The sequence below is a fragment of the Pseudomonas sp. Irchel s3h9 genome (assembly GCF_900187475.1).
In the GTDB taxonomy this organism is placed as follows: domain Bacteria; phylum Pseudomonadota; class Gammaproteobacteria; order Pseudomonadales; family Pseudomonadaceae; genus Aquipseudomonas; species Aquipseudomonas neuropathica.
The window spans coordinates 464,637-490,398 of sequence record NZ_FYDH01000003.1; the positions used below are offsets into that span (position 1 = coordinate 464,637).

The window sequence follows — 25,762 nt, forward strand, 5'->3', positions numbered from 1 at the left end:
TTTGTATTGTTTTTGAGGGCCCCATCGCTGGCAAGCCAGCTCCCACAGGGATTTTGGTGATACTGAAGATTGCAGCTTCAACACAAAACCTGTGGGAGCTGGCTTGCCAGCGATGGGGTCAACTCGGTTTTCAGACCTGCGCCTGAGCCCCTTCGAACCACGCCAGCTTCTCGCGCAGTTGCACCACTTCACCGACGATGACCAGTGTCGGCGCATGCACTTCATGCTCCGCCACCAGTCGCGGCAGGTCAGCCAGCGTGCCGGTGAAGACGCGCTGATTGACCGTGGTGCCCTGCTGAATCAATGCCGCCGGGGTATCGGCTGAACGACCATGTTTGATCAGTTGTTCGCAGATGACCGGCAACCCGACCAGGCCCATGTAGAACACCAGCGTCTGCGCCGGCGCGACAAGGTCGGCCCAAGGCAGATCGGTGGAGCCGTCCTTCAGATGGCCGGTAACAAAGCGCACCGACTGCGCGTGATCACGATGCGTCAGCGGAATCCCGGCATATGCCGCGCAACCACTGGCCGCCGTGATACCCGGCACAACCTGAAACGGAATGCCGTGAGCGGCCAGTTCTTCGATCTCTTCGCCACCACGGCCGAAGATAAACGGATCACCGCCCTTCAACCGCACCACACGCTTGCCGGCCTTGGCCAGGTCGACCAGTTGCTGGTTGATCTGATCCTGTGGCACGGCGTGATCAGACCGACGTTTGCCGACGTAGACCCGCTCGGCATCACGACGGCACAGCTCAAGAATCGCTGGCGCCACCAAGCGGTCGTACAGCACCACGTCGGCTTGCTGCATCAGACGCAACGCCTTGAAGGTCAGCAGGTCTGGATCGCCCGGGCCTGCCCCGACCAGATACACCTCACCGGTCGTGACCATGGCTTCACCATCGATCTTGGCTTGCAGCAGACGCTCGGCTTCGGCGCCCTGCCCGGCCAGTTGCCGGTCGGCAATCGGCCCCTGAAACACGTCTTCCCAGAAACCACGACGCTGCTGCACATCCGGAAACAGGCTTTTCACCTGATTGCGGAAACGCGCGGCGAGCCCGGCCAATTGGCCGTAGGTCGATGGAATCCAGGTTTCGATCTTGGCGCGGATCAAACGCGCCAGCACCGGCGCATCGCCGCCGCTGGACACGGCTATGATCAGCGGCGAACGGTCGACGATCGCCGGGAAGATCACACTGCACAAGGCAGGCGCGTCGACCACGTTGACCGGCACGCAGCGCTTGTGCGCATCGGTGGAGACTTGGGCGTTCAGCGTCTCATCGTCGGTGGCGGCAATAATCAGCCCGCAACCGTCGAGATCCGCCTCGACGTAACCGCGCAACAGGCATTCACCGCCAGAAGCGGCGACCAGTTCACGCAGTTGCGTTTCGATTTCAGGTGCGACCACCCGCAGCAGCGCACCGGCATCGGCCAGCAGGCGGGATTTGCGCAAGGCAATTTCCCCCCCACCGACGACCAACACACGACTGCCGCGCAGGTTGTGAAACAGCGGCAGATATCTCATTTAGCCGATGACCTCAAGGCCACCCATGTACGGCTTGAGTACGTCCGGTACACGGATCGAGCCGTCGGCCTGCTGGTAGTTTTCCAGCACGGCAACCAGCGTACGACCAACCGCCAGACCGGAACCGTTCAGGGTGTGCACCAGCTCAGGCTTGCCGGTTTCCGGGTTGCGGAAACGCGCTTGCATACGACGGGCCTGGAAGTCGCCGCAGTTCGAGCACGAGGAGATTTCGCGGTACTTGTCCTGGCTCGGGATCCACACTTCGAGGTCATAAGTCTTGACCGCGCTGAAGCCCATGTCGCCGGTGCACAGCGCCAAGGTGCGGTAAGGCAGACCGAGCAATTGCAGGACTTTTTCAGCGTTGGCGGTCAGGCCTTCCAGCGCTTCCATCGAAGTCGATGGCTCAACGATCTGGACCATTTCGACTTTGTCGAACTGGTGCTGACGGATCATGCCGCGGGTGTCACGGCCCGATGCACCGGCTTCACTGCGGAAGCACGGAGTGTGCGCGACGAACTTGATCGGCAGCAGTTTCGAATCGACGATTTCGCCCGCAACGATGTTGGTCAGCGACACTTCAGCGGTCGGGATCAGGTACAGATCGGCTTCGCCTTCGCGAGCGATCTTGAACAGGTCTTCTTCGAACTTCGGCAGTTGACCGGTGCCTTGCAGCGCCGGCGCCTGAACCAGATAAGGCGTGTAAGCCTCTTCGTAGCCGTGCTCGTTGACGTGCAGGTTGATCATGAACTGCGCCAGGGCGCGGTGCAGACGCGCGATCGGGCCACGCAGCAGGGCGAAACGCGCGCCGGACAGCTTGGCGGCGGTTTCGAAATCCAGCCAGCCGAACTTCTCGCCCAGGGCAACGTGATCTTTCACTTCGAAGTCGAACGCGGTCGGCGTGCCCCAGCGGCGCACTTCAACGTTGTCGTCTTCGTCTTTGCCGACCGGCACGGATTCGTGCGGCAGGTTGGGGATACCGAGCAGGATCGAGTCCAGTTCGGTCTGGATCGCGTCCAGCTCGACTTTACCGGCACTCAGTTCGCCCGCCATGCGCTCGACGTCCGCCATCAACGGCGCGATGTCTTCGCCGCGCTGCTTGGCCTGACCGATGGATTTGGAACGCGCGTTACGCTCAGCCTGCAGTGCTTCGGTGCGGGTCTGGACGGTCTTACGCTGTTCTTCCAGCGCTTCGATGCGCGCGGTATCCAGGGCAAAGCCACGGGAAGCCAGGCGGTCCGCTACGTCCTGAAGGTTGCTACGTAACAGTTTGGAATCGAGCATGTCGGTTTCTCGTTATCAAAGTTTGGTCAAAGACAGGCCAGCCCACGTCGCGAGCAGCCCGCCGAATACGCTGAGTGCCGCATAGCCCAGGGCCAGCGGCACTTGCCCGCTTTCCAGCAGGCGCACCGTATCCAGTGAAAAGGATGAAAATGTCGTCAGCCCCCCAAGGAAGCCGACCATCAACCCGGCGCGTACCTCGATCGGCACTTCCGGGCGTATCAAAAACAGGCCGTACAACACGCCAATCAGCAGACAGCCCACGATATTAACGGCCAGCGTCGCGGTATAGAAGTGCCGCGGCCAATTGGCGTTGACCCAATTACCGGTGGCGAAGCGCAACAAGGTGCCGGCAACCCCGCCGGCGGAGACCGCAATGATCAATGGAAACACTATTTTCTCCGCTGCCGAGGGCTTAAACGATCGAGTTGGGCGAGGTGGTTGAGCTTCTCGCCGATCTTCAATTCCAGGCCACGCGGCACCGGTTGGTAGAACGGGATGGGATCAAGCTCTTCCGGGAAATAGTCTTCGCCAGCGGCATAAGCGTCCGGCTCGTCGTGGGCATAGCGGTATTCGTCACCGTAGCCCAATTGTTTCATCAGTTTGGTCGGTGCGTTGCGCAGGTGCAACGGCACTTCCAGCGAACCGTTTTCAGCGGCGGCACGCAGCGCGGTTTTGAAGCCCATGTACACCGCGTTGCTTTTCGGCGCACAGGCCAGATAGGTGATGGCCTGGGCCACGGCCAACTCGCCTTCCGGACTGCCGAGACGCTCCTGCACCTCCCACGCCGCCAAGCACAGGCTGAGGGCGCGCGGGTCGGCGTTGCCGATGTCTTCACTGGCCATGCGCACCACACGGCGGGCCAGGTACAGCGGATCGCAACCACCGTCGATCATCCGCGCAAACCAATACAGCGCGCCGTCGGGGTTGGAGCCGCGCACGGACTTGTGCAGCGCCGATATCTGGTCGTAGAACGCCTCGCCGCCCTTGTCGAAACGCCGACGCGTATCGCCGAGCAGGCTCTGCAGCAACTCGGTGCCGATTTCGCTGTTGTCTTCAGCCAGGTCCGAGGCGTTTTCCAGCAGATTGAGCAGACGCCGGCCATCGCCATCGGCGGCGGACAGCAGCATCTGGAAGCCTTCATCGTTGAGCGTCAGGTTGCGCTTGCCCAGCCCACGCTCTTCAGTGAGTGCGCGATGCACCAGTTTGCGCAGCGCCGCTTCGTCGAGGCTTTTCAGCACGTAGACGCGGGCACGCGACAGCAGAGCATTGTTGAGTTCGAAGGAAGGATTTTCGGTGGTGGCGCCGATGAAGATCAGCGTGCCGTCTTCAACGTACGGCAGAAACGCATCCTGCTGGGATTTGTTGAAACGGTGCACTTCATCGACGAACAGAATCGTGCGCTTGCCGTACTGGCCGGCCTGCTGCTTGGCGATTTCAACAGCCTGACGGATCTCTTTGACCCCGGCGAGCACTGCCGAGACCGTTTCGAAGTGCGCATCGGAGACTTCCGCGAGCAACCGCGCCAAAGTGGTTTTACCCACTCCGGGCGGCCCCCAGAAGATCATCGAATGCAGGGCACCCTGCTCCAGCGCCTCACGCAGAGGCTTGCCGCGAGCGAGCACGTGCTCCTGACCGACGTACTCATCCAGATTGGTCGCACGCAAACGCGCGGCCAGTGGCTGGGCAATCGGTGCACTGCGAAACAGATCCATCACGTAGCGTTGAAACCTCTATTTGATCAGGTCGATCTTTGCCCTTGTGGGAGCGAGCCTGCTCGCGAAAGCGGTGTATCAGCCACTATTAATGCTGGATGAAATATCGCTTTCGCAAGCAGGCTCGCTCCCACAGGGTTTACGTGTTTATTCCTGGATCACGTCGGCATCCTTGGGGATGTCGAACTTGAACTTCGATGCCGATACCGGCTCGTTGGCCTTGACCCCGGTAAACAGGATGTTCGTGCGCTGGCCGACGCTGTCGATCAGTTGCATATCGTTGAGCAGACCGTTGCGGAACGACAGACGCAGGTTATCGAACAGAGTGTCTTTGGTTTTCGGCTTGAGGGTGAAGTCGATCACGCCGCCCGCCTCTTTCGCGCTGATATCAAAACTCTGGCTGATCTTCGACACATCACCGGACAGCAGCAGCGCCGGGGTCTGGGTCAGACGCTCGTCGAGCTTCTTGATGGTCGCCTGTTCCAGATCCGGGTCCCACAGGGTGACTTTCTTGCCGTCGGAAACCATGGTCTGCTCGTTTGGCGCATTGGTGTGCCAGTAGAACAGGCCCGGACGCTGCAGGGTCATGTTGCCGGTGGTTTCCTGCAACTGCGTGCCGCTGCCGTCGAGGGTCAGCTGCGAGAAGTTCGCGCTCAGGGTCTTGGATGTTTCCAGCAATTGGGTCAGACGCGCCACGTCCTTTTGATCGGCGTGGGCCGTGAGAGTGGTCAGCGCCAGTACTGGCAGCAGCATGCGGATAAGACGCATGGGAGTCCTCTTGAATACTCGTTGGGAGAGCGGCGGCACATCATTGTCCCGCCTCTTGCGTTTGCAATCAGTCGCGTACCGGGCCTGGGGCCAGGACTTCACGGGAACCGTTGGTGTTCATCGAGGTGACGACCCCGGCCATTTCCATGGCTTCGATCATCCGTGCGGCGCGGTTGTAGCCGATCTTCAGCTTGCGCTGTACAGCGGAAATCGAGGCACGACGGCTTTCCAGTACAAACTGTACAGCTTCATCGTACAGCGCGTCGGCTTCCGGATCATCGCCGTCGCCGCCACCGCTGCTGCCTTCAAAACCGCTGCCGGCTTCTTCGACACCGTTGAGGATGTCATCGTTGTATTCCGGAGCGCCGCGCAGTTTCCACGCTTCGACCACACGGTGTACTTCATCGTCGGATACGAACGCACCGTGAACCCGGATCGGCAGGCTGGTGCCCGGCGGCATGTAGAGCATGTCACCGTGACCGAGCAGCTGTTCGGCGCCACCCTGATCGATGATGGTGCGCGAGTCGATCTTGCTCGATACCTGGAACGCCATACGCGTCGGAATGTTGGCCTTGATCAGACCGGTGATCACGTCCACCGATGGCCGCTGGGTGGCGAGGATCAAGTGAATACCGGCAGCACGGGCCTTCTGGGCGATACGGGCGATCAGTTCTTCAACCTTCTTGCCGACGATCATCATCATGTCAGCGAATTCGTCGACCACTACAACGATGGTTGGCAGCTTCTGCAGCAACGGTGCTTCGTCGTGGATGCTTTCGCGTTTGTACAGCGGATCGCTCAACGGTTCGCCGGCATCCTGCGCTTCCTTGACCTTGGCGTTGAAGCCGGACAGGTTGCGCACGCCCATTTTCGCCATCAGCTTGTAGCGGCGCTCCATCTCGGCAACGCTCCAGCGCAAGGCGTTGGCGGCGTCCTTCATGTCGGTAACGACCGGGCACAGCAAGTGCGGAATGCCTTCGTAGATCGACAGTTCCAACATTTTCGGGTCGATCATGATCAGCTTGGCGTCTTCCGGGCCGGACTTGAACAGGATCGACAGGATCATCGCGTTCACACCCACCGACTTACCGGAACCGGTCGTACCGGCCACCAGCAAGTGCGGCATCTTCGCCAGGTCAGTAATGACCGGCTTACCGCCGATGTCGTGACCCAGCGCCAGGGTGACCGGCGATTTGAAATTGTCGTATTCAGGCGTCGACAGCACTTCGGAGAAGCGCACGATCTGCCGGTCTTCGTTGGGAATCTCGATACCGACGGTGGTCTTGCCCGGAATCACCTCGACCACACGTACGCTGGTCACGGCCAGCGAACGCGCGAGGTCTTTGGCGAGGTTGGCGATGCGGCTGACTTTCACGCCGGCGGCAGGCTGAATTTCGTAACGGGTAATCACCGGACCCGGGTGGATCGAATCCACCGTGACCTCGACACCGAACTCCTTGAGCTTGATCTCCAGCAAATGGCCGACCGCCGCCAGGGATTCCGGTGAGTAATTGAGTTGTTTCTTTTCCGCCGGATCAAGAATCGAAATCGGCGGCAAAGTGCCTTCCACGGCGCTGTCGACGAACAACGGCACCTGTTTCTCTTTCTGCACGCGCTTGCTTGGCTCGGGCGCCTTGGCCGGGGCCGGGGCGATAACCGGCGGCACTTGTTTCTCGCGGTCGGACATGTGCTTGCTCAGGGCTTGCTCACGTTCGATCAGGCGTTCTTTGACTTTGGCTTGTTCGCGCTTGTCAGTGACCGTCGGCGCGACCACGTCATGCACGCGATCGTCGACTTCACGCAATTGCGCAACCAACTGCTTGCGCTCGGTACGGGCCGACCACCAGCGATTGAGCGCGCCTTGAAACAGTTCGAACAGATCAAGGGTGATCTTGCCGGTGATATCCATCACCTTGAACCACGACAGATCAGTGAACACCGTCAGACCGAACAGGAACAACGCAATAAACAACAGGGTGCTGCCCTGAATATTCAGTGCATTCTTCGCCAGATTGCCGAGGCTTTCGCCCAGCGCGCCACCAGCTCCCGCCGGCAGGCCCGAGGCCGCGTGAAAGTGCAGATGCGCCAGCGCAGCGCCAGACAGCACCAGAAACACCAGACCGATCAGACGCCAGGAGAACAGCCAGCCGCTCCACTGCCACGGCTCGTGGCGCTGGCGGAAAATCTGGTACGCCTTGATCGCCAGCAGCAACGGGAAGATATAGGCGAAGTAACCCAGCACCATGAACAGGATGTCGGCGCTGTAGGAACCCGCCGGGCCGCCGAAATTCTGTACGTCATCGATCTTGCTGTTGTGGCTCCAGCCTGGATCGTCCTTGCCGTAGGTCAGCAAAGCCATCATCAGGAACAGGCACAAGGCGCCGATGGCGATCAATGCACCTTCCTTGAGCCGGTAGTGCAACTGTTGGCGCCAGAGCGGGACGACTGTTTTTGGTGCTTCGGTGGATTTCTTCAAAACGCTTCTTTTCCTGCGCACAAGGCGCGTCCATCTATTGAATGACGATAAAAAACTGCCCAATCCAGGCAGGTAAAAAAGTGAACGAGCGCAACTGAGACTACTTTTAACACTGTGCTGCCGCTTTTATAAATACAGCACACGGCGAACATTCTGTAACAGCCCGGCATTGTACGGGTTTGTGCGTCCGATGCCATGCTTCAAGCCCCAGGATTGAGCATAGTCAAGCACACAGAGGCCGCGACTCAATTTGAGCATGCATTACCTTTTGTGACAAAGGCTTATGAGGTCTATTTGATGAACGTAGCGAAGCATTCACGCCTGATCATCCTTGGCTCCGGCCCGGCCGGTTACAGCGCTGCCGTGTATGCCGCCCGCGCCAACCTCAAACCCGTGGTCATCACCGGCCTGCAGGCCGGTGGCCAGCTCACCACCACCGTCGAGGTCGACAACTGGCCCGGTGACGTCGAAGGCCTCACCGGCCCGGCGCTGATGGAACGTATGCAAAAACACGCCGAACGCTTTGCCACAGAGATCGTTTACGACCACATCCACACCGCCAAGTTGCAGCAGCGCCCGTTCGAGCTTATCGGCGACAGCGGCACTTACACCTGCGACGCACTGATCATTGCCACCGGCGCCTCGGCGCAGTATCTCGGCTTGCCCTCGGAAGAAGCCTTCGCCGGCAAAGGCGTTTCCGCCTGTGCGACCTGTGACGGCTTCTTCTATCGCAATCAGGTGGTCGCCGTAGTCGGCGGCGGCAATACGGCGGTTGAGGAGGCACTTTATCTGTCGAACATCGCCAGGGAGGTGCACCTGATCCATCGTCGCGACAAGCTGCGTTCGGAGAAAATCCTTCAGGACAAACTGTTCGAGAAAGCTGCGAACGGCAACGTGCGCCTGCACTGGAACCAGAATCTCGACGAAGTGCTCGGCGATGCCAGCGGCGTCACCGGCGCGCGACTGCGGGACAGTCATACCGGCGAAACCCGCGAACTGGCGTTGGCCGGCGTATTCATTGCCATTGGTCACAAGCCCAACACCGACCTGTTCCAAGGCCAGTTGCCGATGCGCGACGGCTACTTGCGGGTCAAGGGCGGCAGCGACGGCGACGCCACCGCCACCGAGATTCCCGGGGTATTTGCCGCCGGTGACGTGGCTGACCACGTTTACCGCCAGGCGGTAACATCAGCCGGTGCCGGGTGTATGGCCGCACTGGATGCCGAGAAGTATCTGGACGACATTCCTGTCATTTAACGGCACACTTTATCGCGGGCCAGACGCCCCACCGCCCTCCCCTTCCGTAAGCCTGGATGCCATGCTGACTTGGTTACAACGTAATTCCCTGACTTTTCCGCCACTGGAAAAGGCCATGCGCGACCCCAACGGATTGCTGGCTGCGGGTGGCGATTTGTCGGCCGACCGGCTGATTCAAGCTTATCGCCATGGCTGCTTTCCATGGTTTTCCGAGGGTCAGCCGATTCTCTGGTGGTCGCCGGATCCGCGCACGGTATTGTTTCCCGACGAACTGCATGTCTCGCGCAGCCTCGGCAAACTGCTGCGTCAGGAACGCTATCAAGTGACCTTCGATCAGGATTTCGATGCCGTGATCCGCGCCTGTGCCGCACCACGGGATTACGCCGATGGCACCTGGATCACCGAGGCGATGCAGGACGCCTATGTCGAACTGCATCGTCGCGGCTTCGCGCATTCGGTGGAGGTCTGGGATCAGGGCGAACTGGTCGGTGGCCTGTACGGCCTGGCGATGGGCCAATTGTTTTTTGGTGAATCGATGTTCAGCCGCGCCGACAATGCCTCGAAATTCGGCTTTGCCACCCTTGTGCGGCACCTGAAAGACTCGGGATTCGTGCTGATCGATTGCCAGATGCCGACCGATCATCTGCACAGCCTCGGCGCCAGAGCCATTCCCCGCCAGGAATTCGCCGACTATCTGGCCCGCCATCTGGACCAACCCAATCGTGCCACCTGGGTTTGCTGAGCGACTTTTGCGCGCGTGGCTTACACTTAATTCACCAGCTTATCCCGAGGGTTGATCATGACCGAGTTGGCGCGATTGAAGTTCTATGCCACTCAGCCTCACTCTTGCAGTTATCTGCCCGAGGAGCAGGCCACGACCCTGTTTCTCGATCCGAGTCAGCCCATGGATGTGCATGTCTACGCAGACCTGTCGGAAATGGGCTTTCGTCGCAGCGGCGATCATCTGTACCGGCCGCATTGCCAGAACTGCAATGCGTGCGTACCTGCGCGCATTCCCGTGGCGCAGTTCATGCCCAATCGTCAGCAGAAGCGGATTCTCAAGCGCAATACGGATTTGCAGGTGCGCCCGGCCAAACCGCAATTCAGCGAAGAATATTTCGATCTGTATCAGCGTTACATCGAACAGCGTCACGCAGACGGCGACATGTACCCGCCGAGCCGCGATCAATTCTCGACTTTTCTGGTACGCGATCTGCCCTTCTCGCGCTTCTATGAGTTCCGACTCGACGGACGGTTGCTCGCCGTGGCGGTCACCGATTTACTGCCGAACGGTTTGTCAGCGGTGTACACGTTTTACGAACCCGCCGAAGAACGCCGCAGCCTTGGCCGATTTGCCATCCTCTGGCAAATCGCCGAGAGCCAGCGCCTCGGGCTTGAGGCGGTGTACCTCGGTTACTGGATCAAGAACTGCAAAAAGATGAACTACAAGACGCAATATCGCCCCATCGAACTGCTGATTAATCAGCGCTGGGTGATCCTCAACTAAACCCAAGCCGTAAACCCCTTGGCGTAAACCCCATTTTTCGGGCACAATGCACGCCGCTTTTGCCTGGCGCAGTTGCACCGGGCCATTCATTGGATACCGAGGGCTTTACTGCATGTCGAAAGAAGACAGCTTCGAAATGGAAGGCACTGTCGTCGACACCCTGCCCAACACCATGTTTCGTGTGGAGTTGGAAAATGGGCACGTCGTAACCGCGCATATTTCCGGCAAGATGCGCAAGAACTACATTCGTATTCTTACCGGTGACAAAGTGCGCGTCGAGCTGACGCCCTATGACTTGAGCAAAGGGCGCATCACTTACCGCGCTCGTTAATCAAGTCAATACAGAACGCCCGGTTTATGCCGGGCGTTTTTGTTTGTCTGCGTTTTGGGGTTTGGGGTTTGGGGGCATATCCGTTTTTTCGGGTGCGGCCGCTGGCGGTTTCGCTCTTACAGCGAGTCCCTTTTTCAAACGCCAAAAAGGAACCAAAAGGCTTTGCCCCTGGCGTACGGCACTTCGCCTAGGCTCAGCGTTCCCTCGCTACGGTGTCCATCCGGGGGCATCGCCTACGGTTTGCTTCGCTGCACCTCCTCTCGATGTATGCGGCTACGCCGCACGGCGCTGCGCGCCTACCCCCGGATGAACACCTCCGCTCGGCCTGCCGATGGGGCAAAAGATCAAAAGCCAAAGCTAGATCAAGAGCCAGATCAAGAGCCCCTCACCCTAGCCCTCTCCCGGAGGGAGAGGGGACTGACCGAGGTGTTTGGGTGACGTACGCCGACATGAAATACCGAGTTGAACTCAGACTTTGAAATGCTCACAAATCGGCTCCCTCTCCCTCGGGAGAGGGCTGGGGTGAGGGGCAGCAACAACCCAAATCAAAAGCCGAACACCCGCGCTCTTGACCACTCAATAGGCCGAGTGTCAGCTCGCCTGCTCTTGATCTTGATCTGCAAGGCGACGTCGGAAGGCTGAGTGGAGGGATTGATCCGGGTGTGGGAGCGCAGCGACCGTTTGGCGAAGCCAAACACAGCGAGAGGAGGTGCAGCGAAGCAAACCGTAGGCGCTGCGCCCGGATCGATCCCGCAGCGAAGGCACCCCGAGCCCCAGCGAGCGGGCCGAACGTAGGAGCAAGCGTTTTTTGCTTACTTTTTTTGGCGTTTGAAAAAAAGTGAGTCGCCGTAAGGGCGAAACCGTAATAAGCCATCATCGCAGCAACGGATATTCACCCAAAAAACCCAAACGACAAATAACAAAAAGGCGCCCGAAGGCGCCCTCTTGATCTCAGGCCATCAGGCCATTTCTGCGGTAGTTTCGAAGTCAAACGTCAACTCACCATCCTTGATGTCGATGTGCACCACACCGCCATGCTCGGCCAGCTCGCCAAACAGAATCTCCTCCGCCAACGGACGCTTGATCTTGTCCTGGATCAGACGTGCCATCGGACGCGCACCCATCGCCGAGTCATAACCACCCGCCGCCAGCCAACTACGCGCAGCATCAGTGACCTCAAGCAACACACGCTTGTCTTCCAACTGCGCCTGAAGCTCGGTGAGGAACTTGTCCACCACACTTTTGATGACCTCATGGCTGAGGCGACCAAACTGGATAATGGTGTCCAGACGGTTACGGAACTCCGGCGTAAAGCTCTTCTTGATCACTTCCATCGCATCAGACGAGTGGTCCTGATGGGTGAAACCGATCGAAGCACGCGCCGCCGTTTCGGCACCGGCGTTGGTGGTCATGATCACAATCACGTTGCGGAAGTCCGCCTTGCGCCCGTTGTTGTCGGTCAGCGTACCGTGGTCCATCACCTGCAACAGCAGGTTGAAGACTTCCGGATGTGCCTTCTCGATCTCATCGAGGAGCAATACGCAATGCGGTTGCTTGGTGATCGCTTCGGTCAACAGACCGCCTTGATCAAAGCCGACATAGCCCGGAGGCGCACCGATCAGGCGCGATACGGTGTGACGCTCCATGTACTCGGACATGTCGAAGCGAACCAGCTCGATCCCCAACGCCTTGGCCAATTGCCGCGCAGCCTCGGTTTTACCAACACCGGTCGGGCCTGCGAACAGGAACGAACCGACGGGCTTGTCAGGCGACTTCAGGCCGGCACGCGACAGTTTGATCGCAGTCGACAGCGAATCGATCGCCGCGTCCTGACCAAACACCGTCAGCTTCAGGTCACGCTCCAGGTTACGCAGCAGCTCCTTGTCGGAACTGGTGACGTGCTTCGGCGGAATCCGCGCGATTTTCGCGACGATGTCTTCAACCTGCGGCACCTCGATGCGCTTCACGCGTTTTTCGACCGGTTGCAGACGCTGATAGGCGCCCGCCTCGTCGATCACGTCGATGGCCTTGTCCGGCATATGCCGGTCATTGATGTAGCGCGACGCGAGTTCTGCCGCAGCGCGCAATGACTCATCGCTGTATTCGATGTTGTGGTGCTGTTCGAAACGCCCTTTCAGGCCGCGCAGAATACCGATGGTGTCTTCCACCGACGGTTCGACCACATCGACCTTCTGGAAGCGCCGTGCCAGGGCACGGTCCTTCTCGAAGATGCCGCGGAATTCCTGGAACGTGGTCGAGCCGATGCAGCGAATGTCGCCAGACGACAGCAGCGGTTTGAGCAGATTCGAAGCGTCCATGACCCCGCCCGACGCAGCGCCGGCACCGATGATGGTGTGGATTTCGTCGATGAACAGGATCGCCTGCGGACGTTTTTTCAGTTCGTTGAGCAGCGCCTTGAAGCGCTTCTCGAAATCACCGCGATACTTGGTGCCCGCGAGCAGAGCGCCAAGGTCGAGCGAGTAAACAACGCTATTGGCCAGCAGGTCCGGCACCTGATTATCAACAATGCGCTTGGCCAGGCCTTCGGCAATCGCAGTTTTACCCACGCCCGCCTCGCCTACCAGCAGCGGATTGTTTTTGCGCCGACGCGCGAGAATCTGCGCGACACGCTCGACTTCCGATTCACGGCCGACCAACGGGTCGATGCGACCCTGGCGCGCGAGCTCGTTGAGGTTGCTGGCATAAGCATCCAGAGGATTGCCTGAAGAAGAAGACTCACCGCCCTCGTCGTCCTGCATATCTTGTTCACCTTCAGAGTGATCGCCATGCCCCGGCACTTTGGAAATGCCGTGTGCGATGTAATTGACGACATCGATGCGCGCAACGCTCTGCTGTTTCAGCAGGAACACTGCCTGACTCTCTTGCTCACTGAAGATGGCAACCAGCACGTTGGCGCCGGTCACTTCGCGTTTGCCCGAGCTCTGTACGTGGAAAACAGCACGTTGCAGTACACGCTGGAAGCCCAGGGTTGGCTGGGTTTCGCGATCTTCGTCATGAACGGGGATCAATGGCGTGGTGGAGTCGATGAACTCCTGCAGGTCATGCTTGAGTTTGTCGAGGTTTGCGCCGCAGGCACGCAAAACGGTGGCGGCAGCCTCATTGTCCAATAGGGCCAGCAAAAGGTGTTCGACGGTCATGAATTCATGACGTTTCGAACGAGCCTCCTTGAAGGCTAGATTGAGGGTGACTTCGAGCTCGCGGTTTAACATAGCTTCACCTCATACCCAAGTGGTCGGCGATTAACCGTCCTTCTCGATTTCACAGAGTAGCGGATGCTGGCTTTCCCTGGCGTACTGGTTGACCTGCATGGCCTTTGTCTCGGCGATGTCGCGGGTAAACACTCCACATACTGCCCGTCCTTCTGTGTGAACGGCCAGCATGACCTTGGTCGCCAGCTCGCGATTCAGGTTAAAAAACACCTCGAGCACTTCGACGACGAAATCCATCGGTGTGTAGTCATCATTAAACAAAACCACCTTGTACATCGGCGGCGCCTGTAACGCAGGCTTTGCTTCCTGAACAGCAACGCCTGCCGAATCGTCGTCGTGCTCCTGTGGAAGATCCTTTTGGAGAAGCGGGCGATCCTGATTGAATGTTAGTCGAATCTGGCTGATTGCATGCATGGAAAGAAAGGTTCGTCAGTTGTGCAAATACAGTGGTGGGGGCGGTTGTCCACGTTTTCAACTCCGACTGCCCGGTCACCTTGACTATCGGGAAAACGGTGTTACAACCAATAGAGCCCACAGTGGGTAAAAAAGATCCGCGGAGTCAATCCTTTTAACGGATTAGATTGCGGATGAATTGGATGATACTCCAGCGATGGAGTCTGTTGCAGAGGGATTTGAGCATGGCTGTCGGCAAGGTGAAATGGTTCAACAATGCCAAGGGATTCGGCTTTATCAATACCGACGCCCGCGAAGGCCGCGATGAAGACGGAAAAGAGATTGATTTCTTTGCGCACTACTCCGCCATTGAGATGGAGGGGTATAAAACGCTAAAGGCCGGACAACTGGTGAGTTTTGAGATTGTTCAAGGTCCCAAGGGGCTGCATGCCCTAAAAATCACAAACGTCATCATTGAACCATCCAGCCCCGCTGAGAGTGCTGCTTTTGGCGCTGCCGCCGCAACTGCCAAAGCGTGAGCTGACTGATCTTCACCTGAATATCCCAAGCAATAAAAAACCGCCTGACTCAATGAAGAGTCAGGCGGTTTTTATGTGCCCGCGTTTTACATATGCGAAATCAGCGCATCGCCGAAACCCGAAGACGAAACCAATTTGGCTCCGTCCATCAGACGCTCAAAGTCATAGGTCACAGTCTTGGCCGAAATAGCACCGTTGGTGCCCTTGATGATCAGATCCGCCGCTTCGGTCCAGCCCATGTGGCGCAGCATCATCTCTGCAGAGAGAATCAGCGAACCCGGGTTGACCTGATCCTTGCCGGCATACTTCGGCGCAGTACCGTGGGTCGCTTCGAACATCGCCACGGTGTCGGACAGGTTGGCGCCCGGTGCAATACCGATACCGCCCACTTCCGCCGCCAGGGCGTCGGAGAGGTAGTCGCCGTTGAGGTTGAGGGTCGCGATCACATCGTATTCGGCCGGGCGCAGCAGGATCTGCTGGAGCATGGCGTCGGCGATGGCATCTTTGACCACAACGTTCTTGCCGGTTTTCGGGTTTTTGAACTGCATCCACGGTCCGCCGTCGAGCAGGGTCGCGCCGAATTCTTCAGCGGCCACTTCGTAGGCCCACTCTTTGAAGGCACCTTCGGTGAACTTCATGATGTTGCCTTTGTGCACGATGGTCAGCGAATCGCGGTCGTTATCGACCACATATTGCAGGGCCTTGCGCGCCAGACGCTTGGTGCCTTCCAGCGAAACCGGCTTGACGCCGATGCCGCAGTTTTCGTCGAAACGGATCTTGGTGACGCCCATTTCTTCTTTAAGGAATTTGATGACCTTGGTGGCTTCCGGCGAACCGGCCTTCCACTCAATGCCCGCATAGATGTCTTCGGAGTTCTCGCGGAAAATGGTCATGTCGACGTCGCCGGGCTTTTTCACCGGGCTTGGTACGCCTTCGAACCAGCGCACCGGGCGCAGGCAGACGTACAGGTCGAGTTGCTGACGCAGGGCCACGTTCAGCGAGCGGATGCCGCCACCGACCGGGGTGGTCAGCGGGCCTTTGATGGAAACCACGTAATCCTTGACGGCATCGAGAGTTTCCTGAGGCAACCAGGTGTCCTGATCGTAAACCTGAGTGGCTTTTTCCCCGGCGTAGACTTCCATCCAGGAAATCTTGCGTTTACCGCCGTATGCCTTTTGAACTGCAGCATCGACAACCTTGATCATCACCGGGCTGATGTCGACACCAATGCCGTCACCTTCGATGAAGGGGATGATCGGGTTATCAGGAACATTGAGAGAATGGTCTGCATTGACGGTGATTTTGTCGCCGACGGCTGGAACCTGAATCTTCTTGTAACCCATGCTGAACTCCATTGTTTGGATTGAACATCTGGCTTGGTCCGAGCGTAACCCAGTTAAATCAACACGCAAACCCTCTGTTCGTGGCGCGCCTACATCTCGTTTCGTACAAGCCTGAAAGCAAAGGGAAAAGCGCCAAACTCAAGCATTCGCGACGACTCTACGCCCGACCCTGCCCTGCGACCTTTAGACCAATGGACGAGAATCGTTGCATATGAACCATCGGCAGATTGCCAGCTACCTATGTATAATGCCGCCCGCTGACCACAGGGTCACGACGGCTGGCCTCTCTAGCACGAGACTTTCCGCCTGATTGGTCGGGTTGTTACCGCAGTCCGACTGCTTGACGCTCTACTGATGCACCCAACATCACCGCGAAGAATCTCGACATTCGGTTCATGGATGACTTTGAACGAACGCGCTTACCCGGCGCCCCTCGAGTTTCTGCGCACGCTTTAGCAAAGAAGAGAGAGTTAATCCGAATATGCCCACCCGCTCGAAGATCATCTATACCTTCACCGACGAAGCTCCAGCCCTCGCCACCTATTCCCTGCTGCCGATCATCGAGGCTTACACCGCCTCGGCCGATATCGCCGTGGAAACCCGCGATATCTCTCTTGCAGCACGTATTCTGGCCAGCTTCCCCGAGCAACTGGGCGACAAAGCCGTAGCCGACCACCTCGCCGAACTGGGCGACCTGGCCGTTACGCCTGAAGCCAACATCATCAAGCTGCCGAACATCAGCGCTTCGGTGCCACAGCTGCAAGCCGCGATCAAAGAGCTGCAAGCTCAGGGTTACAACCTGCCGGACTATCCGGAAACCGTGACCAGCGACGCCGACAAAGACGCCAAGGCGCGTTACGACAAGGTCAAGGGCAGCGCCGTGAACCCGGTACTGCGTGAAGGCAACTCCGACCGTCGCGCACCGCTGTCGGTGAAGAACTACGCGCGCAAGCACCCGCACAAAATGGGCGCCTGGGCCAAAGACTCCAAATCCCACGTCGCTCACATGAGCACCGGCGATTTCTACGGTAGCGAAAAAGCTGCCCTGATCGACGCCGCTGACGCCGTGAAGATCGAGCTGATCGCCAAAGACGGTACCGCTACCGTTCTGAAAGAAAAAACCACCGTTCAGGCCGGCGAGATCCTCGACTGCGCCGTAATGAGCAAAAACGCCCTGCGCGCGTTCATCGCTGCTGAAATCGAAAGCGCCAAGGCTCAAGGCGTGCTGCTTTCGGTTCACTTGAAAGCAACCATGATGAAGGTCTCCGACCCGATCATGTTCGGCCAGATCGTTGCCGAGTTCTATAAAGACGCCCTGACCAAGCACGCTGACGTGCTGGCCGAGATCGGCTTCAACCTGAACAACGGCATCGGCGATCTGTACGCGCGCATCAAGGCCCTGCCGGCCGAGCAGCAAGCTCAGATCGAAGCTGACATGGCCGCGGTCTACGCTGCTCGCCCATCGCTGGCGATGGTCAACTCCGACAAAGGCATCACCAACCTGCACGTGCCGAGCGACGTTATCGTTGACGCCTCGATGCCAGCGATGATCCGTGACTCCGGCAAGATGTGGGGCACCGACGGTCAGCTGCACGACACCAAGGCCGTGATCCCGGATCGTTGCTACGCGACCATCTACCAGGCTGTGATCGAAGATTGCAAAGCCAATGGCGCTTTCGACCCGACCACCATGGGCAGCGTGCCAAACGTTGGCCTGATGGCGAAGAAAGCCGAAGAGTACGGCTCGCACGACAAGACTTTCCAGATCAAGGCTGACGGCGTGGTTCGCGTCACCGACAGCAAGGGCAACCTGCTGATGGAACAGGCTGTTGAAGCCGGCGACATCTTCCGCATGTGCCAGACCAAAGACGCGCCGATCCAGGACTGGGTCAAACTGGCCGTCAACCGTGCTCGCGCGAGCAACACTCCGGCGATTTTCTGGCTGGACCCAATGCGCGCTCACGATGGCGTAGTGATCGAGAAGGTTCAGGCTTACCTGAAGGATCACGACACCGCCGGTCTGGACATCCAGATCATGGCGCCGGTCGACGCCATGAAGTTCACCCTGCAGCGCACCCGCGAAGGCAAGGACACCATTTCGGTGACCGGCAACGTACTGCGCGACTACCTGACCGACCTGTTCCCGATCATGGAACTGGGCACCAGCGCCAAGATGCTGTCGATCGTGCCGCTGATGAACGGCGGTGGCCTGTTCGAAACCGGCGCCGGCGGTTCGGCACCGAAGCACGTGCAGCAACTGGTTGAAGAGAACTTCCTGCGCTGGGATTCTCTGGGTGAATTCCTTGCACTGGCAGCGTCCCTTGAGCATTTGGGTGTGAACTACAACAACCCGAAAGCCCTGGTGCTGTCGAAAACCCTGGATCAGGCCACCGGCCAGTTCCTCGACAACAACAAGTCGCCATCGCGCAAAGTCGGCAACATCGACAACCGCGGCAGCCACTTCTATCTGGCGATGTACTGGGCTCAGGCCCTGGCTGCCCAGACTGAAGACGCTGCACTGCAAGCGCAGTTCGCGACTCTGGCTAAGACTCTGACCGAGAACGAAGCAACCATCGTTGCCGAGCTCAACGCCGTTCAGGGCAAGCCAGTCGACATCGGCGGTTACTACCACGCCAATGCCGAGCTGATCAGCAAGGCCATGCGCCCAAGCGCAACCCTCAACGCGGCGATTGCTGCGCTGGTTTAAGGTTGTAAAGGGAACATCACAAACCCCGGCCTCGTGCCGGGGTTTGTGTTTCCGGGCTTTATGATCACCACAAAACCCTGTGGGAGCTGGCTTGCCAGCGATAGCGGTGGATCAGTCACCTTCAATGCTGAATGATAGGCCGCCATCGCTGGCAAGCCAGCTCCCACAGGGATCGGGTTCCAATATTCAGAAACGAGGACACCGTATGGAATGGCTCCCCCACATCACCGTCGCCACCATCGTCGAGGACAACGGCCGCTTCCTGATGGTCGAGGAACACAAGGCCGGGCGTAACGTGCTCAACCAGCCCGCCGGCCATCTCGACCCGGACGAAACCCTGATCGACGCCGCCGTGCGCGAAACCCTCGAAGAAACCGGCTGGGACGTCGAACCTACCGGCGTGATCGGCATTTACCTGTACACCGCACCGAGCAATGGTGTGACCTACCAGCGCGTGTGCTTCAGCGCCAAAGCCGTGCAACACCACCCCGATTACCAACTCGACGACGGCATCGTCGGCGCCAAGTGGCTGACCCGCGACGAATTAATCGCCCAGCGCGATAACTGGCGCAGCGAGCTGATCATCCGTTGCATCGACGATTATCTGGCCGGCCATCACTTCAGCCTCGAACTGATCCGCCCTTCTCTTTAGCCTTGAGGCCGCGAGCCTGCTAGAATCGCGTCCTTTTTCAAGACACTCATTGAATCCCTATGCGTGATCCAGCCCCTTCTGACACATCCAAGAAGCGCGTCATTGTCGGCATGTCCGGCGGCGTGGACTCTTCCGTTTCCGCTCTCCTGCTGATCGAGCAGGGTTACGAGGTGGAAGGCCTGTTCATGAAGAACTGGGAAGAAGACGACGGAACGGAATACTGCACCGCCATGGACGACCTGGCGGATGCTCAGGCTGTCTGCGACAAGATCGGCATCAAGCTGCACACCGCCAACTTCGCTGCTGAATACTGGGACAACGTGTTCGAGCATTTCCTGGCCGAATACAAGGCCGGCCGTACGCCGAACCCGGACATCCTGTGTAACCGCGAGATCAAGTTCAAGGCGTTCCTCGACTACGCCATGATGCTCGGCGCCGACCTGATTGCCACCGGCCACTACGTGCGCCGCCGCGACATTGATGGTCGTACCGAGCTGCTCAAAGGCCTCGATCCGAACAAGGATCAGAGCTATTTCCTGCACGCCGTTGGCGGCGAACAGATTGCCAAGACCCTGTTCCCGGTCGGCGAACTGGAAAAGCCGGAAGTGCGCGCCATTGCCGAGAAATACGAGCTGGCGACCGCCAAGAAGAAGGATTCCACCGGGATCTGCTTCATCGGCGAGCGTCGCTTCAGCGATTTCCTCAAGCAATACCTGCCAGCGCAACCGGGCGAGATTAAGACCACCGAAGGCGAAGTCATCGGCCGTCATCACGGCTTGATGTACCACACCATCGGTCAGCGCCAAGGCCTTGGCATTGGTGGTTTGAAAGACGCCGGCGATGAGCCGTGGTACGTGCTGCGCAAGGATCTCGACACCAACGAACTGATCGTCGGCCAGGGCAACAACCATCCGTGGCTGTTTTCCAGCGCCCTGCTCGCTTCGGAAATCTATTGGGTCAACCCGATCGACCTGAGCCAGCCGCTGCGCCTGACCGCGAAAGTGCGTTATCGCCAGAGCGACCAGACCTGCACCCTGGAAAAAACCGCCAGTGGCTACCGCGCCGTGTTCGACGAGCCGCAACGCGCGGTGACGCCGGGCCAATCGGTGGTGTTCTACGACGGTGAAATCTGCCTCGGCGGCGGCGTGATCGAAGTGGCCGAGCCGTGGAGTGGCCAGGCATGAGCCCGACTCAGGAGCAACTGACGGCGCTCGGCGGCGTGTTTCTCGCCGCCGTGCTGGTCGACCGGATCGCCAAGACCGGCCAGACCAACGAAGCCGGCCTGAGCTGCATGCTCGGCAGCCTGCTCGTGCGCGACCCGAAGGACACGCTGGACGTGTACGGCGGCGACGACATCAATTTGCGCGAAGGTTACCGTGCACTGATCGGCGCCCTCGAGCGCGACCCAAGCACATTGCAGCGCGAGCCACTGCGTTATGCCCTGTCGATGCTCGGCCTGGAACGTCAACTGGCCAAGCGCAACGACATGCTCGACATCATCGGCAAGCGCTTGCCGCAGATCCAGTCGCAGGTCGAGCATTTCGGCCCGGCCCACGAAAACGTGGTCGCGGCTTGCGGCGCGCTGTACCAGGACACCCTGAGCACCTTGCGCCAACGCATTCAGGTGCATGGCGACATGCGCAATCTGCAGCAGCCGAGCAATGCCTCGAAAATTCGCGCTCTGTTGCTTGCCGGCATTCGTTCGGCGCGCCTGTGGCGGCAGCTCGGCGGCCATCGCTGGCAGTTGGTGATCAGCCGGCGCAAGCTGCTCAAAGAGCTGTATCCGTTGATGCGCAGCGAGTAAATCGCCCTGCAATAAAAGCTTTGTAGTCTGTAACGCGTAATACGCCGGTCAGTTGGCAACGGACCGGCGGATTTTTTCATGTATGATACGCGCCCCATTTCGTTGCCCGACTGTCCGAGAACACCCCATGCAGCTTTCTTCGCTCACTGCGGTTTCCCCTGTTGACGGCCGCTACGCCGGCAAAACCCAGGCCCTGCGCCCGATTTTCAGCGAGTACGGCCTGATCCGTGCCCGAGTTCTGGTTGAAGTACGCTGGCTCCAGCGCCTGGCCGCCCACGCTGGCATTCCTGAAGTACCAGCCTTCTCCGCCGAAGCCAACGCCGTTCTCAATGAACTGGCTGAAAACTTCTCGCTGGAGCACGCCGAGCGCGTCAAAGAGATCGAGCGCACCACCAACCACGACGTCAAAGCGATCGAATACCTGCTCAAAGAGCAGGCGGCCAAGCTGCCGGAGCTGGCCAAGGTCAGCGAGTTCATCCACTTTGCCTGCACCAGCGAAGACATCAACAACCTGTCCCACGCCCTGATGCTGCGCGAAGGCCGTGACGACGTGATGCTGCCGCTGATGCGCCAGACCGCCAACGCCATCCGCGAACTGGCCATCCGTTTCGCTGACGTGCCGATGCTGTCGCGCACCCACGGTCAACCAGCCTCGCCAACCACTCTGGGTAAAGAGCTGGCGAACGTGGTTTACCGTCTCGAGCGTCAGATCGCTCAAGTCGCTGCCGTGCCGCTGCTGGGCAAGATCAACGGCGCTGTCGGCAACTACAACGCCCACCTGTCGGCCTACCCGCAGATCGACTGGGAAGCCAACGCCCGCGCCTTCATCGAAGACGAGCTGGGCCTGGGCTTCAACCCGTACACCACGCAGATCGAACCGCACGACTACATCGCCGAGCTGTTCGACGCAATTGCGCGCTTCAATACCATCCTGATCGACTTCGACCGTGACATCTGGGGCTACATCTCCCTGGGTTATTTCAAGCAGCGCACCATCGCTGGCGAAATCGGTTCGTCGACCATGCCGCACAAGGTCAACCCGATCGACTTCGAAAACTCCGAAGGCAACCTGGGCATCGCCAACGCACTGTTCCAGCACCTGGCGAGCAAACTGCCGATTTCCCGCTGGCAGCGCGACCTGACCGACTCCACCGTACTGCGTAATCTCGGTGTCGGCTTCGCCCACAGCGTGATCGCCTACGAAGCCAGCCTCAAAGGCATCAGCAAACTGGAGCTCAACGAGCAGAAGATTGCCGCTGACCTCGACGCTTGCTGGGAAGTATTGGCTGAGCCGATCCAGACCGTGATGCGCCGCTACAACATCGAAAACCCGTACGAGAAGCTGAAAGAACTGACCCGCGGCAAGGGCATCAGCCCTGAAGCGTTGCAGACTTTCATCGACGGCCTGGACATGCCAGCGCAAGCGAAAGCCGAGCTCAAGCAACTGACTCCGGCCAACTACATCGGCAACGCTGTAGCGCAAGCCAAACGCATCTGATCGACCGCTTGATCCGCTTGAGACGCCCGGCCGCGCCGGGCGTTTTTATTCCCGTCTGAAAAGTGCTTTTTTTCAATAGGTTACATATGAATTCCGATATTCCTCTTCAACTTCTGGGCGGCCTCACAGCACGCGAATTCCTGCGCGACTACTGGCAGAAAAAGCCACTGTTGATCCGTCAGGCGATTCCTGACTTCGAAAGCCCGATCGACGCCGACGAACTGGCCGGCCTGGCCCTGGAAGAAGAAGTCGAATCGCGCCTTGTGATCGAGCATGGCGAGCGCCCATGGGAACTGCGTCGCGGCCCGTTCGCTGAAGACGAATTCAGCAAGCTGCCGGAAAAAGAGTGGACCCTGCTGGTTCAAGCGGTCGACCAATTCGTCCCGGAAGTCAGCGAACTGCTGGAAAACTTCCGTTTCCTGCCGAGCTGGCGGGTCGATGACGTGATGATCAGCTTCGCCGCCCCGGGTGGCAGCGTTGGTCCGCACTTCGACAACTACGACGTATTCCTGCTGCAAGGCCACGGCAAGCGCAACTGGAAAATCGGCCAGATGTGCGATTCCGAGAGCCCGCTGCTGCAACACGCGGACCTGCGCATCCTCGCTGAATTCCACGAGACCGAAGAATGGGTACTGGAACCGGGCGACATGCTCTACCTGCCACCGCGCCTGGCTCACTGTGGCGTCGCGGTCGATAACTGCATGACCTACTCGGTCGGTTTCCGCGCACCAAGCGCTTCCGAAGTGCTGACTCACTTCACCGACTTCCTCAGCCAGTTCCTGACTGACGAAGAGCGCTACACCGATGCCGATGCGCAGCCGGCCAGCGATCCACACCAGATTCAACACGATGCACTGGATCGCCTGAAAGCCCTGCTCGCCGAGCACATGAGCGACGAACGCCTGCTGCTGACCTGGTTCGGCCAGTACATGACCGAGCCACGCTATCCGGAACTGGTGGCCGGCCCGGAAGAAATCGAAGAAGAAGACTTCCTCGCCGCCCTACAGGATGGCGCCATTCTGATCCGCAACCCGAGTGCGCGCCTGGCCTGGTCGGAAGTCGATGACGACCTGCTGCTGTTCGCCAGCGGCCAGAGCCGTTACCTGCCGGGCAAGCTACGCGAACTGTTGAAGCTGATCTGCGCCGCTGACGCCCTGCACACTGACAACCTCGGTAAGTGGCTGAACGACGAAGACGCTTGCGGCCTGCTGTGCCAGTTGGTCAAGCAAGGGAGCCTGGGGTTCGCTGATGAATAAAATTCGCGTTCGTGTCGCAGACTGGCAGAAGGACATCGCCGAGATCCGGCGCATTCGTGAAACGGTGTTCATCGCCGAACAATCGGTGCCACCTGAGCTGGAATGGGACGCGGATGACGCGACCGCCGTGCATTTTCTGGCGTTTGAAGGCGACTTTCCGATTGGTACTGCGCGCCTGTTGCCTGATGGGCACATTGGCCGGGTTTCAGTGCTGAAAGACTGGCGCGGCATGAAAGTCGGTGATGCGCTGATGCAAGCGGTGATTGCTGAAGCTGAAGAACGTGGATTGAAGCAGCAAATGCTCAGCGCGCAGGTTCAGGCCACCGCGTTCTATGAGCGCTTAGGCTTCAGCTTGGTCAGCGAGGAATTCCTCGAAGCCGGGATTCCGCATGTCGACATGGTTCGGCATTCGGCCTGAGCTCTGCCCTGATCATTCCCACGCTCTGCGTGGGAATGCCTCTCGGGACGCTCCGCGTCCCTTGCGGCATGTGACGCAGAGCGTCACTGGCTGCATTCCCACGCAGAGCGTGGGAACGATTACGCCCCGACATCAACCGATGCCGGGGCGTTTTGCTGTCTACGATTCAACTTGCCCCACCCAAGGCCGACAAACTGGCAATATCAAGCCTTTCGAAAGCGGAGATAACGGACATGTCCCTACGCACCCTGCTCACCACCCTGCTGCTCGGTTGCAGTTTTTCGGTGATGGCAGCCACAGAAATCGTGCCTCTCAATTACCGCACCAGCACTGACATGCTGCCGATGGCGCAAGACTTCCTCGGCAAGGACGGTCAGGTCAGCGCCTATGGCAACCAACTGATCATCAAGGCCGAGCCGGACAAGATTCAGGAACTCAAGGCGCTGATCACCCAACTCGACACTGCGCCCAAGCGTCTACTGATCACCGTCGACACCAACGAAAACAATGGCCGTGGGGACGAAGGCTATTCAGTCAACGGCTCTCAACCAAACCAGACCCGCATCATCAGCCGCAGCACCGCCAGCCGTGAGGGCGGCGTCCAGCAAGTTCAGGCCACCGATGGCATGCCGGCGCTGATTCAGGTTGGCCAGAGCGTTCCGATCACCAATGTTCAGAGCGATTCCTACGGCGGTTACAACAGCCAGACGCAATACCGCAACGTCACCCAGGGTTTCTATGTCACCGCCAGCGTCACCGGCGACATCGTTCACTTGGCGATCAGTACCAACCGTGACCGCATGAGCCAGGAACGTCCCGATGTAGTGAACGTGCAAAGCACCGACACAACTGTCAGCGGGCGCCTCGGCGAGTGGATCACCCTCGCCGGCGTCAATCGCCAGACCCAGGCCGACAAACAGGGCCTGACCCGCAGCTACTCGACTCAAGGCCGGGATGACATGACCTTGCGGGTGAAAGTCGACGCCCTGGACTAAAGCACCGAAAACTGACTGATTAGTCGTATTAGACGAAAGATGTAGTGCTTGAAAAAAAGCACTACAAAAC

Annotated in this window: 22 protein-coding genes; 13 read left to right on the forward strand and 9 right to left on the reverse strand. The window is 58.9% G+C overall.

What is annotated here, in order from left to right; translation table 11 throughout:
- Positions 1-130: 130 nt before the first annotated feature.
- The 6 genes from cysG to CKW26_RS07240 form a co-directional block, all read right to left on the reverse strand.
- Positions 131-1,525 carry a siroheme synthase CysG gene (cysG, locus tag CKW26_RS07215; protein ID WP_095048066.1) on the reverse strand — a complete coding sequence of 465 codons (1,395 nt, stop codon included), beginning with the start codon at positions 1,523-1,525 and terminating at the stop codon, positions 131-133.
- Positions 1,526-2,806: a serine--tRNA ligase gene (gene serS / locus CKW26_RS07220; RefSeq protein WP_007908080.1), complete on the reverse strand. Its 1,281-nt coding sequence runs from the start codon at positions 2,804-2,806 to the stop codon at positions 1,526-1,528.
- A 15-nt stretch (positions 2,807-2,821) separates the two neighbouring features.
- Positions 2,822-3,196: a fluoride efflux transporter CrcB gene (gene crcB / locus CKW26_RS07225; protein WP_095048067.1), complete on the reverse strand. Its 375-nt coding sequence runs from the start codon at positions 3,194-3,196 to the stop codon at positions 2,822-2,824.
- The gene (locus tag CKW26_RS07230; RefSeq protein WP_034155144.1) at positions 3,196-4,518 is read right to left on the reverse strand and encodes a replication-associated recombination protein A; all 1,323 of its coding nucleotides are present in this window, start codon (positions 4,516-4,518) and stop codon (positions 3,196-3,198) included. The genes crcB and CKW26_RS07230 overlap by 1 nt, the downstream gene beginning before the upstream one ends.
- 147 nt (positions 4,519-4,665) lie before the next feature.
- Positions 4,666-5,286: an outer membrane lipoprotein chaperone LolA gene (gene lolA, locus CKW26_RS07235; RefSeq protein WP_095048068.1), complete on the reverse strand. Its 621-nt coding sequence runs from the start codon at positions 5,284-5,286 to the stop codon at positions 4,666-4,668.
- 67 nt (positions 5,287-5,353) lie between these two features.
- Positions 5,354-7,783 carry a DNA translocase FtsK gene (locus tag CKW26_RS07240; protein ID WP_177409230.1) on the reverse strand — a complete coding sequence of 810 codons (2,430 nt, stop codon included), beginning with the start codon at positions 7,781-7,783 and terminating at the stop codon, positions 5,354-5,356.
- 276 nt (positions 7,784-8,059) lie between these two features.
- Here CKW26_RS07240 and trxB point away from each other — a divergent pair, with 276 nt between their 5' ends.
- From trxB to infA, 4 genes are all read left to right on the forward strand, one after another.
- On the forward strand, positions 8,060-9,019 hold the full coding sequence (trxB, locus tag CKW26_RS07245; protein ID WP_095048069.1) for a thioredoxin-disulfide reductase: 960 nt from the start codon (positions 8,060-8,062) through the stop codon (positions 9,017-9,019).
- Positions 9,020-9,080: 61 nt separating this feature from the next.
- Positions 9,081-9,761, forward strand: coding sequence for a leucyl/phenylalanyl-tRNA--protein transferase (gene aat / locus CKW26_RS07250; protein ID WP_093434297.1), 681 nt, complete (start codon positions 9,081-9,083; stop codon positions 9,759-9,761).
- Between the two features lie 57 nt (positions 9,762-9,818).
- A complete protein-coding gene (locus CKW26_RS07255) occupies positions 9,819-10,526 on the forward strand; it encodes an arginyltransferase (RefSeq protein WP_095048070.1) in 708 nt (235 codons plus the stop codon).
- Positions 10,527-10,638: 112 nt separating this feature from the next.
- Positions 10,639-10,857, forward strand: a complete 219-nt coding sequence (gene infA, locus CKW26_RS07260; protein WP_002553999.1) for a translation initiation factor IF-1 — start codon at positions 10,639-10,641, stop codon at positions 10,855-10,857.
- Positions 10,858-11,816: 959 nt separating this feature from the next.
- Here the strand turns inward: infA and clpA are convergent.
- Together clpA and clpS are read right to left on the reverse strand one after the other, a co-directional pair.
- Positions 11,817-14,087 (reverse strand): ATP-dependent Clp protease ATP-binding subunit ClpA, encoded by a 2,271-nt coding sequence (gene clpA, locus CKW26_RS07265; RefSeq protein WP_016987404.1) that lies wholly within the window; start codon positions 14,085-14,087, stop codon positions 11,817-11,819.
- A gap of 30 nt (positions 14,088-14,117) precedes the next feature.
- Positions 14,118-14,501, reverse strand: a complete 384-nt coding sequence (gene clpS, locus CKW26_RS07270; RefSeq protein ID WP_011334948.1) for an ATP-dependent Clp protease adapter ClpS — start codon at positions 14,499-14,501, stop codon at positions 14,118-14,120.
- Positions 14,502-14,725: 224 nt separating this feature from the next.
- On the opposite strand from clpS, the gene CKW26_RS07275 reads away from it, so the two are divergent.
- On the forward strand, positions 14,726-15,019 hold the full coding sequence (locus tag CKW26_RS07275; protein ID WP_095048108.1) for a cold shock domain-containing protein: 294 nt from the start codon (positions 14,726-14,728) through the stop codon (positions 15,017-15,019).
- 86 nt (positions 15,020-15,105) lie between these two features.
- On the opposite strand, the gene icd is transcribed toward CKW26_RS07275, so the two are convergent.
- Entirely contained in the window at positions 15,106-16,362 is a 1,257-nt protein-coding gene (icd, locus tag CKW26_RS07280; protein WP_007920207.1) for an NADP-dependent isocitrate dehydrogenase, read from the reverse strand.
- A gap of 481 nt (positions 16,363-16,843) precedes the next feature.
- On the opposite strand from icd, the gene CKW26_RS07290 reads away from it, so the two are divergent.
- The 8 genes from CKW26_RS07290 (at position 16,844) to CKW26_RS07325 (ending at position 25,692) form a co-directional block, all read left to right on the forward strand.
- The gene (locus tag CKW26_RS07290; RefSeq protein WP_095048071.1) at positions 16,844-19,069 is read left to right on the forward strand and encodes an NADP-dependent isocitrate dehydrogenase; all 2,226 of its coding nucleotides are present in this window, start codon (positions 16,844-16,846) and stop codon (positions 19,067-19,069) included.
- Positions 19,070-19,274: 205 nt separating this feature from the next.
- Positions 19,275-19,721, forward strand: coding sequence for an NUDIX hydrolase (locus tag CKW26_RS07295; protein WP_095048072.1), 447 nt, complete (start codon positions 19,275-19,277; stop codon positions 19,719-19,721).
- Between the two features lie 59 nt (positions 19,722-19,780).
- A complete protein-coding gene (gene mnmA / locus CKW26_RS07300; RefSeq protein WP_095048073.1) occupies positions 19,781-20,905 on the forward strand; it encodes a tRNA 2-thiouridine(34) synthase MnmA in 1,125 nt (374 codons plus the stop codon).
- The gene (hflD, locus tag CKW26_RS07305; RefSeq protein ID WP_095048074.1) at positions 20,902-21,525 is read left to right on the forward strand and encodes a high frequency lysogenization protein HflD; all 624 of its coding nucleotides are present in this window, start codon (positions 20,902-20,904) and stop codon (positions 21,523-21,525) included. Before mnmA ends, hflD begins: the two co-directional genes overlap by 4 nt.
- Positions 21,526-21,652: 127 nt before the next feature.
- Positions 21,653-23,023 carry an adenylosuccinate lyase gene (gene purB, locus CKW26_RS07310; RefSeq protein WP_016987412.1) on the forward strand — a complete coding sequence of 457 codons (1,371 nt, stop codon included), beginning with the start codon at positions 21,653-21,655 and terminating at the stop codon, positions 23,021-23,023.
- A gap of 86 nt (positions 23,024-23,109) precedes the next feature.
- On the forward strand, positions 23,110-24,279 hold the full coding sequence (locus CKW26_RS07315; protein ID WP_095048075.1) for a cupin domain-containing protein: 1,170 nt from the start codon (positions 23,110-23,112) through the stop codon (positions 24,277-24,279).
- Positions 24,272-24,697 (forward strand): GNAT family N-acetyltransferase, encoded by a 426-nt coding sequence (locus tag CKW26_RS07320; protein ID WP_034155132.1) that lies wholly within the window; start codon positions 24,272-24,274, stop codon positions 24,695-24,697. Before CKW26_RS07315 ends, CKW26_RS07320 begins: the two co-directional genes overlap by 8 nt.
- A gap of 233 nt (positions 24,698-24,930) precedes the next feature.
- On the forward strand, positions 24,931-25,692 hold the full coding sequence (locus CKW26_RS07325; protein WP_095048076.1) for a secretin N-terminal domain-containing protein: 762 nt from the start codon (positions 24,931-24,933) through the stop codon (positions 25,690-25,692).
- Positions 25,693-25,762: the final 70 nt, after the last annotated feature.

What these genes read in the sequence shown, in the direction of transcription:
- cysG (WP_095048066.1), bottom strand. Translation starts at nt 1,525, where the DNA reads ATGAGATATCTGCCGCTGTTTCACAACCTGCGCGGCAGTCGTGTGTTG.
- serS (WP_007908080.1), bottom strand. Translation starts at nt 2,806, where the DNA reads ATGCTCGATTCCAAACTGTTACGTAGCAACCTTCAGGACGTAGCGGAC.
- CKW26_RS07230 (WP_034155144.1), bottom strand. Translation starts at nt 4,518, where the DNA reads ATGGATCTGTTTCGCAGTGCACCGATTGCCCAGCCACTGGCCGCGCGT.
- lolA (WP_095048068.1), bottom strand. Translation starts at nt 5,286, where the DNA reads ATGCGTCTTATCCGCATGCTGCTGCCAGTACTGGCGCTGACCACTCTC.
- trxB (WP_095048069.1), top strand. Translation starts at nt 8,060, where the DNA reads ATGAACGTAGCGAAGCATTCACGCCTGATCATCCTTGGCTCCGGCCCG.
- aat (WP_093434297.1), top strand. Translation starts at nt 9,081, where the DNA reads ATGCTGACTTGGTTACAACGTAATTCCCTGACTTTTCCGCCACTGGAA.
- CKW26_RS07255 (WP_095048070.1), top strand. Translation starts at nt 9,819, where the DNA reads ATGACCGAGTTGGCGCGATTGAAGTTCTATGCCACTCAGCCTCACTCT.
- infA (WP_002553999.1), top strand. Translation starts at nt 10,639, where the DNA reads ATGTCGAAAGAAGACAGCTTCGAAATGGAAGGCACTGTCGTCGACACC.
- clpA (WP_016987404.1), bottom strand. Translation starts at nt 14,087, where the DNA reads ATGTTAAACCGCGAGCTCGAAGTCACCCTCAATCTAGCCTTCAAGGAG.
- clpS (WP_011334948.1), bottom strand. Translation starts at nt 14,501, where the DNA reads ATGCATGCAATCAGCCAGATTCGACTAACATTCAATCAGGATCGCCCG.
- CKW26_RS07275 (WP_095048108.1), top strand. Translation starts at nt 14,726, where the DNA reads ATGGCTGTCGGCAAGGTGAAATGGTTCAACAATGCCAAGGGATTCGGC.
- icd (WP_007920207.1), bottom strand. Translation starts at nt 16,362, where the DNA reads ATGGGTTACAAGAAGATTCAGGTTCCAGCCGTCGGCGACAAAATCACC.
- CKW26_RS07290 (WP_095048071.1), top strand. Translation starts at nt 16,844, where the DNA reads ATGCCCACCCGCTCGAAGATCATCTATACCTTCACCGACGAAGCTCCA.
- CKW26_RS07295 (WP_095048072.1), top strand. Translation starts at nt 19,275, where the DNA reads ATGGAATGGCTCCCCCACATCACCGTCGCCACCATCGTCGAGGACAAC.
- mnmA (WP_095048073.1), top strand. Translation starts at nt 19,781, where the DNA reads ATGCGTGATCCAGCCCCTTCTGACACATCCAAGAAGCGCGTCATTGTC.
- hflD (WP_095048074.1), top strand. Translation starts at nt 20,902, where the DNA reads ATGAGCCCGACTCAGGAGCAACTGACGGCGCTCGGCGGCGTGTTTCTC.
- purB (WP_016987412.1), top strand. Translation starts at nt 21,653, where the DNA reads ATGCAGCTTTCTTCGCTCACTGCGGTTTCCCCTGTTGACGGCCGCTAC.
- CKW26_RS07315 (WP_095048075.1), top strand. Translation starts at nt 23,110, where the DNA reads ATGAATTCCGATATTCCTCTTCAACTTCTGGGCGGCCTCACAGCACGC.
- CKW26_RS07320 (WP_034155132.1), top strand. Translation starts at nt 24,272, where the DNA reads ATGAATAAAATTCGCGTTCGTGTCGCAGACTGGCAGAAGGACATCGCC.
- CKW26_RS07325 (WP_095048076.1), top strand. Translation starts at nt 24,931, where the DNA reads ATGTCCCTACGCACCCTGCTCACCACCCTGCTGCTCGGTTGCAGTTTT.